14 protein-coding genes are annotated in these 11,887 nt (G+C 36.4%); 13 read left to right on the forward strand and 1 reads right to left on the reverse strand.

Going from position 1 to position 11,887, the window contains the following annotated elements; translation table 11 throughout:
• Positions 1 to 14: 14 nt before the first annotated feature.
• The 7 genes from ACFP65_RS09585 to ACFP65_RS09615 all read left to right on the forward strand — a co-directional run bounded on the left by ACFP65_RS09585 (position 15) and on the right by ACFP65_RS09615 (position 6,485).
• On the forward strand, positions 15 to 1,457 hold the full coding sequence (locus tag ACFP65_RS09585) for a glycoside hydrolase family 1 protein (protein ID WP_379918065.1): 1,443 nt from the start codon (positions 15 to 17) through the stop codon (positions 1,455 to 1,457).
• A 254-nt stretch (positions 1,458 to 1,711) separates the two neighbouring features.
• A complete protein-coding gene (locus ACFP65_RS09590) occupies positions 1,712 to 3,322 on the forward strand; it encodes a DUF7309 domain-containing protein (RefSeq protein WP_379918066.1) in 1,611 nt (536 codons plus the stop codon).
• Between the two features lie 126 nt (positions 3,323 to 3,448).
• A complete protein-coding gene (locus tag ACFP65_RS09595) occupies positions 3,449 to 4,216 on the forward strand; it encodes a tyrosine-protein phosphatase (protein ID WP_379918068.1) in 768 nt (255 codons plus the stop codon).
• 149 nt (positions 4,217 to 4,365) lie between these two features.
• Positions 4,366 to 5,265, forward strand: coding sequence for a glycoside hydrolase family 43 protein (locus tag ACFP65_RS09600; protein WP_379918070.1), 900 nt, complete (start codon positions 4,366 to 4,368; stop codon positions 5,263 to 5,265).
• Positions 5,266 to 5,466: 201 nt separating this feature from the next.
• Positions 5,467 to 5,865, forward strand: a complete 399-nt coding sequence (locus ACFP65_RS09605; protein ID WP_379918071.1) for a hypothetical protein — start codon at positions 5,467 to 5,469, stop codon at positions 5,863 to 5,865.
• 155 nt (positions 5,866 to 6,020) lie between these two features.
• Positions 6,021 to 6,236, forward strand: a complete 216-nt coding sequence (locus ACFP65_RS09610; protein ID WP_379918073.1) for a hypothetical protein — start codon at positions 6,021 to 6,023, stop codon at positions 6,234 to 6,236.
• A gap of 48 nt (positions 6,237 to 6,284) precedes the next feature.
• Positions 6,285 to 6,485, forward strand: a complete 201-nt coding sequence (locus ACFP65_RS09615) for a hypothetical protein (protein ID WP_225743768.1) — start codon at positions 6,285 to 6,287, stop codon at positions 6,483 to 6,485.
• A 101-nt stretch (positions 6,486 to 6,586) separates the two neighbouring features.
• Here the strand turns inward: ACFP65_RS09615 and ACFP65_RS09620 are convergent, their stop codons facing one another.
• On the reverse strand, positions 6,587 to 6,898 hold the full coding sequence (locus tag ACFP65_RS09620) for a PTS sugar transporter subunit IIB (protein WP_225743769.1): 312 nt from the start codon (positions 6,896 to 6,898) through the stop codon (positions 6,587 to 6,589).
• A gap of 435 nt (positions 6,899 to 7,333) precedes the next feature.
• Here ACFP65_RS09620 and ACFP65_RS09625 point away from each other — a divergent pair, with 435 nt between their 5' ends.
• The 6 genes from ACFP65_RS09625 to alsE are packed head-to-tail and all read left to right on the forward strand — an operon-like array spanning position 7,334 to position 11,883.
• Positions 7,334 to 8,824 (forward strand): BglG family transcription antiterminator, encoded by a 1,491-nt coding sequence (locus ACFP65_RS09625; protein ID WP_379918075.1) that lies wholly within the window; start codon positions 7,334 to 7,336, stop codon positions 8,822 to 8,824.
• Complete coding sequence (locus tag ACFP65_RS09630) at positions 8,814 to 9,212, forward strand: PTS sugar transporter subunit IIA (protein WP_379918077.1); 399 nt, start codon at positions 8,814 to 8,816, stop codon at positions 9,210 to 9,212. Before ACFP65_RS09625 ends, ACFP65_RS09630 begins: the two co-directional genes overlap by 11 nt.
• A gap of 30 nt (positions 9,213 to 9,242) precedes the next feature.
• A complete protein-coding gene (locus ACFP65_RS09635; RefSeq protein ID WP_225743772.1) occupies positions 9,243 to 9,557 on the forward strand; it encodes a PTS fructose transporter subunit IIB in 315 nt (104 codons plus the stop codon).
• Between the two features lie 22 nt (positions 9,558 to 9,579).
• Positions 9,580 to 10,029: a PTS sugar transporter subunit IIA gene (locus ACFP65_RS09640; protein ID WP_379918079.1), complete on the forward strand. Its 450-nt coding sequence runs from the start codon at positions 9,580 to 9,582 to the stop codon at positions 10,027 to 10,029.
• Between the two features lie 33 nt (positions 10,030 to 10,062).
• Positions 10,063 to 11,163, forward strand: a complete 1,101-nt coding sequence (locus tag ACFP65_RS09645; protein WP_379918081.1) for a PTS fructose transporter subunit IIC — start codon at positions 10,063 to 10,065, stop codon at positions 11,161 to 11,163.
• Between the two features lie 27 nt (positions 11,164 to 11,190).
• Positions 11,191 to 11,883, forward strand: a complete 693-nt coding sequence (gene alsE, locus ACFP65_RS09650; RefSeq protein ID WP_379918082.1) for a D-allulose 6-phosphate 3-epimerase — start codon at positions 11,191 to 11,193, stop codon at positions 11,881 to 11,883.
• The last annotated feature ends 4 nt before the right edge of the window (positions 11,884 to 11,887 follow it).

The following is an 11,887-nucleotide window of genomic DNA, read 5'->3' on the forward strand; positions in this document are numbered from 1 at the left end:
AGGATGGATGTATAATGAGTTTTCCAAAAGGATTTTTATGGGGTGGCGCTTCTGCTGCCAATCAATATGAAGGTGGATATAATGAAGGCGGAAAAGGCCTCGCAACAGCTGACTTGATCAGTGGAGGAAGTCACTTGACTTCAAGAAAAATTACTAAAAACGTTCAAGGTAACTTGCTTTATCCTAGTCATGAAGCAACAGATTTTTATCATCATTATAAAGAAGATATTGCATTATTTGCTGAAGCTGGCTTTAAAGCATTTAGACTTTCGATTAACTGGTCTCGGATCTTTCCAAATGGAAATGATGAACAGCCGAACGAAGAAGGCTTACAGTTTTACGATAATGTCTTTGATGAATGTCGAAAACACGATATAGAACCAGTTGTAACGATTGCTCACTTTGATGTTCCTGCTTATTTGAGCCAGAACTTTAATGGTTGGGGAAGTAGAGAAGTTATTGATTTCTATTATCGTTATGCAGAAACAATCTTTAAAAGATATGAGAAGAAAGTCAAATACTGGATTACTTTCAATGAAATTAATACAGCTACTTTAACAATCGGTAACTTCTTGGCATTAGGACTAAATGTTGGAGATTCTGATTTCGTGAAACAACCAGATGATATGAAATTAAGATATCAAGCATTGCACCATCAATTTGTCGCTAGTGCAAGAGTTGTAAAGTTAGCACATGACAATTATCCTCAATTTGAGATAGGTTGTATGATATCTTATATGCCAAGGTATCCATTCACTTGTCATCCAAACGATGTGCTATTGGCGAAACAAGAAGAAAATATGCATTCGAAATTCTGTGGAGATGTTCAAGTACAAGGTAAATATCCTTATTACGCACACAAATACTTCAAAGACAATGGCTTCCAAGTGGACATCACTGAAGAAGACAAGGATATTCTTGCTCAAGGAAAAGTAGACTACTATACATTCAGTTATTATCTGACACTCTGTGTTTCTGCAGACGATGCTGTTGAGAAAAATGGGAATAGTATGATTGGTGGCTCTGGTGTAAATAATCCATACCTTGAACAAACAGAATGGAATGCTATGATTGATCCCGTAGGCTTAAGAATTGCTTTGAATGATATTTATGATCGTTATGAGTTACCTCTTATGATTGTAGAAAACGGAATTGGTGTTTCGGAAGAAATTGCTGATGATGGAAAAATCTATGACGATTATCGTGTGGAGTATCTAAAAAAACATATCGTAGAGATGGAAAAAGCGATTGAAGATGGTGTTGATTTGATTGGATATACCATTTGGAGTGCTGTTGATATTGTCAGTGCATCTACGGGTGAGATGAAAAAGAGATATGGTATTGTGCATGTTGATAAATATGATGACGGTACAGGAACCTTAGAAAGAAGAAAAAAAGAAAGTTTCTACTGGTATAAAAAAGTAATTGAAACTAATGGAGAAAGCTTGAAAGATTAAGTATCGCTCTATGCTAAAAAGACCTATCGGGTTAAATCGATAGGTTTTTTTCATTTTCAGAGTTGAAAGGCTTTTCGTTTTCAAAATCCAGTTCAATACACAGAATTCGCTTTGTAACGAGCTTTGGACTAGTGTAAACTGTACTATAGAAACAGTTTAATGAATATTGATCAATCTTTCGGTATGTTTAGTAATCAATCGCAATCTACTATTGAAGTGAGTATATCGATTTAATTGGAAAAGGATGGCAGTACATGAGATTTCACGGAACAAACAAATTATTAACACTATTAAAGAAGAGTACAAAACTTAAGGGTAAGGATGCCTTTTCTATTGAACCTGTTGAAACAGATGCAAAAGAACTGGACGAACTTTATGACTGGCATACTTCATTGATTGAAGTAGAAGAAGGATACATCGTCACCTTTGTAAATGATCTGACACAATTTCCAGTCATCATCGGGCCACTGTCTTTAGAAGACGTTTCAGACAGTTTTGCTTTGTTCAAAAAACAACTAGAAGCTATGATGAAGAAACAACTATTCAAGGAATCAGAAATCCAAGCTTATTTAGAATCTATTAATAACACTATTGTAACAAAATCCATCAGTCGTGCGAAGCTTGGACCGTTGAGTGCCGTTACGAGTGATACTAATGCACGCATTAAAGAGCTGAGTTTTGAGAATGTGGATACATTTGATTTAACTGAACAATTAAGTGAAGTACCACGCATCAAAGATGGTGAAGTTTCAATACCACTAGAAAACTGGTTTGATGCTTGGGTAGAACGCTCGAGTGATCATACCTTCAGCGATTTCAGTGAAAAATTTGATGAGCAATGGATTCCGGCGCTGAATGATCCTTTACAGGACCACTGGAGTAAGCTTTATGATCAAATCGATCAAGTATCTAAAATGAAACCATGGGAAAGCTATTCGGACAACGAATGGGTTGCGGTACAACATCCAGAAACAAAAGAGTGGACGTACTGCACAATTATGGGGAATGATGGTAGCTTCAAAGGAATCGGTTTGTTTACTGGTCGGGACGGATTAAATAGTTTGTATACCATCTACGACCAACAAAATGAACTTCCGGATTATCTTGCGCATACAAAACAAGACGGGATTATTATATCGTTCCTAGATCAGGAAGAAGACTTGGATCAAGACAATGCAGATAGACTTACCAAGATGGGTAGAATGCAATCAAACGGTTCACTGAACCCAGAATTGATGAAACATACACCGGGATTTGTTCCATGGGCAGTTCTTTCAGACGCTGAAGTACAGTGGACGACTGATGTGATTGAGCAGCTATTAATCGTACTCAATGAATCTGAAGGTAAACTACTTCCAAGTGTTACAAGTGGTCATGTAATGGGTCGTCAACAAGAAGAGAACCATTGGGTCACTAAAGACCATCTTTTACCTGAATGGGCACAAATCAAAGAAGTTAAAGAAAAAGAACGATTCAGAAATGAAATTGTCATTCATAAAATTAAACGAGCGCCAAAGGCTAAGAACACCGTTGTACTAGATGTTGCCTATACAAAATCAGTGATTCAAGAACATCCACATGAAAGACCTTTTTATCCGATGTTAGTCCTTGGAATCGAAAGAAGTAGTGGACTGGTTTTAGACGTCAAGCCTTATTCTAATTCAAGCGAAATGAAGCAGATCGTACAAAAGTGTTTAATTGATATTTGTTCTAAGGGAAAACCCAAAGAAGTTCTGGTTAGAAAAAACAGTATTGAATGGATTATTGAAGATTTTTGTAAGAAAACCAATATCAAATTGAAAACTGTTGATCAGTTAGAAGAAGTTGAAGCTGTTATGAAAGAGATTCATGACGAACAAATATAATTGTAGCTAGAATAGATTCAAGGGTTAATCTTTTCTTAATCAGATCAGTGTATAGTAAACTATACTGAAAGTAGATTAAGTAAGCTATAACACATAAGCAAGTTAACTTTAGAAGGAAGTGATTAGATGATTGATTTACACAGCCACATTTTACCTGGAATAGATGATGGTGCTAAAAACTTAGAAGAGTCTCTGGATATGGCCCGTTTAGCTGTCGAAGAGGGAATCACTCACTTACTGGCAACACCTCATCATATGAACCGCGACTGGATGAATGAAAAAAGTAAAGTTGTGAAAATGGTCGAAGAATTACAAGAAGAGATTGACCGTGAAGGTATACCATTGACGTTGTTCCCTGGACAAGAAATTCGGATTTATGGTGATATCTTGGATGATATTGAAAAAGATCAGTTATTATTCACGGATGAACTGCAACAATATATACTGATTGAATTTCCAACTTCTTCGATTCCAACCTATACGGAGCGCTTGTTCTATGACTTACAGTCAAACGGGAAAACGCCAGTGATCGTTCACCCTGAACGTAATCGTATGGTTTTAGAAGATCCGGATAAATTAAAAGAATTGGTAGAACATGGAGCATTAGCACAATTGACAGCTGCTAGTTATACAGGTGGATTCGGAAAAGAAATCAAGAAGCTCAGCAAGCAACTGATTGACGCCAATCTTGTTCATTTTATCGCTTCCGACGCGCATAATACCACAAATAGAGCCTTCCATATGAAAGAAGCTCATGACTTAATCATCAAAGATTATGGTCGCCGCAAGTGGCACGAATTTCATCAAACTACAAAAGACTTGATCAATGGCGATGTCATTATTCCAGCAACGCCAACAAGTGTTTCGAAAAAGAAATTTTTTGGATTGTTTTAGTGATTGCTAGAGATTAACACATAAGTGTACTCACAAAGTATGCTTATGTGTTCTTTTGTTTTATTGAAAAGATCGTTTTTGAAAGGGTTATCATGGTATGATATTGTAAATCCTATACATATTATTTCAAATAAGAAAAGAGGTTAAACATGGATCGATATTTATTTGTTCATTTTGTAGGAGAACAGAACAATCAGGAGCAAGTATTCTTTAGTGTCAGCGAAGATGGCTTACACTGGAATGATTTAAATGAAGGTCAACCTGTTTTAGAATCAAAGATTGGTGAAAAAGGCGTTCGTGATCCCTTTATCGTCAAAGATGAAAAACAGGAGAAGTATTATTTGATTGCAACAGACTTAAAAATGGAAACCAAAAAAGACTGGAGAAAGGCTGAATTTGAAGGTAGTCAGAGTATCATCGTTTGGGAAAGTAAAGACTTACTGAAATGGTCAGAAGAGCGAGCAGTCAAAGTAGGGATAGATACTGCTGGGTGTGTTTGGGCGCCGGAAGCGATTTACGATGCTAAGAAAGAAGTCTTTTTAGTATTTTTTGCTTCAATGGTACAGGAATTAAGTGATTCAGCTCCAAAACAGAAGATCTACGCAAGCTATACAAAAGATTTCAAGACAATAGAAAGAACTGAAATATACATAGAAAGAGAAAATCATATTATTGATACTAACATCGTTGAACAAAACGGCATCTATTATCGATTTTCAAAAGATGAAACCACAAAAACGATCATGATGGAGCGTGGCTTATCTTTAGAAACAGAAGCTTTTCAAAAAGTAGAAACGCCTATACTAGATCAGTTATACGGCTTAGAAGGACCTGAATGTTACCAGCTACCTAATGGAGAATGGTGTTTGATTGCAGATCAGTTCAGCAAAGGGCTAGGATATCTACCCATATTGATTCCAGATCTAGAGCATCCTGAAATGACTGTCTTGAAAGCGGACGATTATGATATGGGAGAAACTCGAAAGAGACATGGAGGCGTTATCAAGATAACGGATGAAGAGTATAGAGGATTGATCGAAAAGTATTAATCAGGTGATGTTGGTTGATCTGAATTCCTCTATCATGGTAAAGAGGTAGTAGAATAGATCTAGACTAAGAAATATGGATTTTTTTAGAGGTGATCGGCTAATGGAACTTGAAAACTACAAAGAAATTTTAACTCATTAAAACATAGACCTTTTAGAGAAAAACAAATACGCACTGCAGGTGTCATCTCGGAATATGTCAGATTGAAATACGAAATTGAATTAATTGTCGTTGGAGGATTGTCAGTTGAGATTTATACGGATGGAGGTTACACTACTCAAGATATAGACTTCGTAGGTGTTGGTCATGAGAAAGTTACTACTGCTCTAAAAGATTTAGGGTTTATATCTCATGGAAAAGATAGTATTCATGAAGAATTAAAAATTTATGTAGAGATACCCGACTCAGTTTCAAAAGATTCAAATTCAAAATATATTAAAACAATGGATACACAAGATGGTTTTGCGTTATCTATAATCGGTATTGAAGACATAATCAAAGATCGTATTAGAGCATTACTCTATTTTAAAGAATATCACCAAGGTAAATGGATTTACCTATTAATTAAAATCCACTTGAATGATTTAGATTTAGCTATATAGAAAGAACTTTAGACAGTTCAGAAAGAAATGTATTTAAAGAATTTCTAATAATAGCCCGGGAAGTGAACAGGAATAAGTTATCGCACTTTAAGTTTATTCAATTTCTCGATGAACAAGAAATACCCTATACTCTTGTAAATAAGACCATTATATCCTTGGCAACTGGAGATAGTTATTACGGTATATCTCTCTTTCCGTTCAATATGATCTATCATTATGAGCATGATGTTGAAGAATATTTTGTCCCCGCCAAAGAAGAACCGATGGAGTTCAATGAATTAGTGAAATTCTTAAAGCAGATTAAAGTTAGTGAGATTAAGAAAATCAATGAACTGATTGAATTTATAAGTTTAATAGAGGATAGCGAATAAGTAGATTGATAGAATCTGTGTTATAATGAATAAAAGGAGGCCTAGAAAATGAAAAAAATTAAGATTGATACGAGCAATAAAACTATAGAAAATAGTATCAGTGAACTAGAAATGTCTATGTTAGCCAAAAGAATCAATTCAAAAATTTCAACTGATTCTAGGCGTAAACGTCCTAGAAATCCTCAAGAAAAAGAAATACTTCTGCGCTGGGAAAAAGAGCGTGATGGTATAAAAATCGGTATAATTTAAAATAAACCAATTTAAAAGGATTCAATCATCCATATCGGGTGATTGAATCCTTTTTATGTTCGATAGTTAACTGTTTCATTTTTAATGTCTACTTATTAAACTTATTTCACCAAGCCTAATGCTGTATCCAGTACAGCTTCGCCATCCATCTGTTCAAAGTCACGCATATCAATGATTTCAACAGGAACATTCTTACTGGCAACTTTCTCTTGTAGTTGATCTTTTAAAAATTTAACCTGAGGTCCGAGTAGTAAGACATCGATCTCTTTAGCGGATAAGTAACCGTCTGCTTCGTTAGGGGATACTGCGAAAATATCTGCTTCTAAACCTTTCTTTTCTGCAGCTTTCTGCATATTCGATACCAACATACTTGTGCTTACACCAGCTGTACAAACTAACATGATCGTTTTCATAAGACATCTCTCCCTTTAAGTTAAATGAGTAGCAAGTTTTGAAATAGATAGTAGACACTTTATTTGAAAGCGGTTGCTACCTATACTTTATTTATACACTATTTAATAACGAATATCAATAAATGTCCCTTTTTGATTCTACAATTCATTGTGTTAATATCAACCACAAAATCATCTTTAATTTTAAAATTGCGTATAAGAAAAGATTCCGATACAATTTCAGTCTAAAGTTAAAAACAGCTTTCATATAAACTAAACGAACGACTTAGGTGAAAGAGTTTAGTATCAAAGAATGGTATTGCTTTTCTAGAAGACAGATATAGACCGTTGGAAAAGAAAGCCTTCTCATAAAAATGTCCGTTGCAGTGGACAGTTCTCTGTGAAGCGTTTTCTTGAATGTCCGGTAAACTATAGATAACAAAGGAGGAGATAGCGGTGAGTTCAAAGAAAATACGTGAACAAAAACTGTTGCTGTTTCTCTCAGAACACCCCGGTTACACAACTTCTGAGGAATTAGCGAGTCAATTGGCTATTTCTAGAAAGACTGTGTACCGAACAATCAAAGATATTAATGAAGGTTTTCCAGAAGGCGAACTGATTATATCCGAGAAAGGGAGAGGATACACGTTAGATTACGAGAAATATATACGATCAAACAAGGAAGTCTCTCGAAACACGAGTGATTTCACCCCGGCAGAGCGTCGCGGCCGAATTATGGAAGAGTTACTTCTCTATTCTCCTAAAGCCAGAAATGTAAGCGAATTATACGCTGATTATTTCATTAGCGAGACAGTAATCTTCAATGATGAGCAACTGATCGCAGATGCATTAAAGCAATATAAATTAAAACTTGTAAGAAAAAGTAGAACGGTTTCGATTACTGGAGAGGAAGAAGATATCCGAAGAGCCATTACGGACCGAATTCAGCGAATGAATATCGTGAATGTGAATGATTTGAAGAACAATAAAGAGTTGAACTTCAATCATTACGATGTGCTCTACATTTTAGATCAAATCAAAACGATTGAAAAGAAACTAGATATTACCATCCATTATCCATACGATATCAATATTTTTTCTCATTTATATATCTTGATTAGTCGAATCAGAAAAGTTGGTTTAAAGCATATCACTGGTAGAGAATTAGAGACCGAATCTATTGAAAATAAAATCCAACAAAATGACCAAGCCCTTTATCAAGCGGCAGATTCAACCATTCGGAACTTATCGAATTACTTGACAGTAGAGCTGCCAGAATCAGAAATTATTTATCTTTATCAATATCTGATGTCTTCTAGAATGGGCAGTTCGACGACCATTGCAACCTTTTCAAGTACCGTTACAGAACTCACTCAACTATATTTGAATGAAATGAGTAAGCGAATGAATATTGTTATTCAGAGCGAATCAATTTTTCTAGATTTGGCGAATCATATCAAGCCGATGTTAAATCGCTTGAGACACAGTATAAGAGTCAAGAATAGTTTGCTGGATCAAATACAGTTGACCTATCAGTCCATTTACAACGAAGTCGTTGAAGTTTCTAAGGAAGTCAGTGAAACATTTTCATTACCGAGTATCAATGCGGATGAGAATGGATTTCTAACATTATACTTTGCGCGTATTATTGAAACGAATCAGTTACCGATTCGAACGATCATTATGTGTACGACCGGTGTTGGGACTTCAGAATTATTGAAGGTGAAAATCGATAAAAAATTTCCGGAACTAGAAATCGTTGATGTTATTGCGTACCGAGATTTGAGAGAGGTCTCTCAAAATTATCCTGGTACTGAACTCATTATCACCACGTTAAGAATTGAAGAAGATGTACCGGTAAAAACATTGTTAGTCAGTGCTATGTTCACTGAAGATGACAAGAATAGACTTCAGAACAAAATTAAGGAGATCTACAATGGACGCTAACCGATTTGTCGTGAAGCTGGATGTACCGATTCATTCGCGGGCTGAGTTGTTTCAATATGTATCAAATACATTGATGGATGGAGAACAACTTGACTTGGCCAGTTTGATGGCCGAGCGTGAAGAGAACGGTAGTGTAGAAATCGCTGAAGAAATCGTCCTACCACATGTAGAAAGTGATGTGTTGGACAAAAGTCAGATCTTTATTGTTCGACCAGAAAACAAAATGACCTGGAACGAACAGATCAAACAAGTCAAACTAGTCATCATGATTCTTCTTCGTAAAGAAGAAACAGATGATGTTAAAAGAGAAATTAGTCAGTTTACAAGAAAATTGGCGGATGATGCATTTTTAGAGTATTTAATGGAAACCAATCAACTAGAAATTTAAAAAAACTAAAACTAAGAGGAGAAATTAATTATGAAAATCGTTGGAGTAGCAGCTTGTACAGTAGGAATCGCACACACATATATCGCACAAGAAAAACTAGAGAATGCAGCAAAAAAAGCGGGACATGAAATTCATGTTGAAACACAAGGAACCATTGGAATCGAAAATAAATTATCCCAAGAACAAATCGATGCCGCGGATGCAGTAATCTTAGCCGTTGATGTGAAAATTTCCGGTCGAGAACGTTTCGAAGGGAAAAGAGTCATACAAGTACCAACGGAAGTAGCGGTCAAATCACCAAATAAATTGATTCAAAAAGTAACAGAAGTTGTAGAAGCTAAATAAAAAATAAAGGGGTATGTAGCAGATGGAAGTAAAAGAGATTTTAGATGTCAATCTGATCAAGTCAGATATGAAGGTCGAAACAAAAGAAGAAGCACTGAACGCTTTATGCCAAGAGTTACTAAATTATGGCTATATTTCAGATATTGAAGGATTCAAAAAAGATGTCTACGCACGTGAACAAGAAGGGAAAACCGGTATTGGAAACTTTATTGCGATTCCCCACGGAAAAAGTGCACACGTAGATAATATCGGTGTAGCGATTGGAATCAATGATACAGAGATTCCGTGGGAGTCACTAGATGACCGCGGTGTTAAAGGCATCATTCTTTTCGCAGTAGGCAATGATAATGAAGATGCGAACCAGCACTTGAAATTGTTATCGCTGTTTGCACGTAAATTGGGCAATGATGAAGTCGTAGAAGAACTACTCAAATCGACGAGTCCAGAGGAAGTTGTTCACGCTTTTTCATAAAAAAGAATAAACATTTAAAAATGGGGGTTTATCATGCAAAAGATTAAACAGTTAAATTTAAAAGGTCATTTATTGACCGCAATTTCGTATCTGATCCCAATCGTCTGTGGGGCAGGATTTATGATCGCTATCGGGATGGCATTTGGTGGAGAACCAGGTACAGATTTACTCGCAGGTAATTATTCGATCTGGGACGTACTAGCTGTTATAGGAGGACTTGGACTGGGCATGTTGCCAGTTGTCATTTCAACAGGGATTGCTTACTCCATCGCTGAAAAGCCCGGTATTGCACCAGGTTTTATCGTTGGTTTAATTGCGAACACGATTGAAGCTGGATTTATTGGTGGTATCTTGGGTGGTTTCGTAGCCGGATACTTAGTCATTGGTATTTTAAGATTCTTGAAAGTGCCTGCTTGGGCAAAAGGGTTAATGCCGACATTAATCATTCCATTATTATCTACTTTCCTTGGTGGATTGATCATGATTTATGTAATTGGGACACCAATCGCTTTGTTCACAGACACTTTGACAAATTTACTCAACGGTTTAGGTTCTTCTTCCCTACTGATCTTCGGAGCGGTTGTTGGACTATTAAGTGGTGTTGACTACGGTGGACCCATCAACAAAACCGTTTTTGCTTTTGTTTTAACACTTCAAGCGGAAGGGTTAAACGGACCAATTACTGCGCTACAACTTGTGAATACGGCAACACCAATTGGATTTGGACTTGCATTCTTTGTGGCAAAACTATTTGGCAAAACGATCTATTCTCCAGTGGAAATTGAAACCTTGAAAACAGCTGTACCGATGGGTGTGGTTAATATCGTCGAAGGCGTTATCCCAATCGTAATGAATGATATTATCCGTGGCGTATTCGCTACTGCAGTCGGAGGTGCTGTTGGGGGAGCGGTCTCAATGACCCTTGGCGCAGATGCGACTGTACCGTTTGGTGGCGTCTTAATGATTCCTACGATGTCTAGACCCATGGCAGGCATTTTAGCCTTACTGGCAAATATTGTCGTAACAGCCGTTGTTCTCGCACTCGTTAAGAAAAATGTGACAGAAGAATCGATCAATGCGCAACTAGACGCTGAAGAAGAAGATATCGATTTAGGCGATATTCAAATTAGCTAAAAAAGATTGAAGAAGGATGGTTTTAAAATGAATAATGTAGAAATTTCACCCTCACTGATGACAATGGATTTAGATAAATTCAAAGAACAAATCACTTTTTTAAATGATCACGCGGATTCTTATCATATTGATATTATGGATGGACATTATGTTCCAAACATCACGCTATCGCCATGGTTTATTGAAGAAGTGCGTAAAATCAGTGACTTACCAATGTCCGTTCACTTAATGGTTACAGAACCAAGTTTCTGGGTCCCTCAGTTGATCGACTTGAAATGCGAATGGATCTGTATGCATGCGGAAGTTTTAGATGGCTTAGCCTTCAGATTGATCGATGATATTCATAACGCTGGACTAAAAGCCGGAATCGTATTAAATCCAGAAACACCAATCGAAACGATTTTTCCGTATATCGATTTACTAGACAAAATCACAATCATGACAGTTGATCCAGGCTTTGCCGGCCAACGATTCATCGATAATACATTAGATAAAATTGTTGCTTTAAGAGAATTAAGAGAAGAAAAAGGCTATAACTACCAGATTGAAATGGATGGATCATCCAATCGTAAAACATTCAAGAAAATCGATGCAGCGGGTCCTGATATTTATATTGTTGGAAGAAGCGGTTTATTCGGTCTAACAGAAAATATTGATACGTCATGGGAAACGATGGTTAAAGATTATGAAGAAACAACAGAGAAATCATTTAGTAAATAAGTTG

Source organism: Marinilactibacillus sp. GCM10026970 (genome assembly GCF_042660675.1).
Classification (GTDB): Bacteria; Bacillota; Bacilli; order Lactobacillales; family Carnobacteriaceae_A; genus Marinilactibacillus.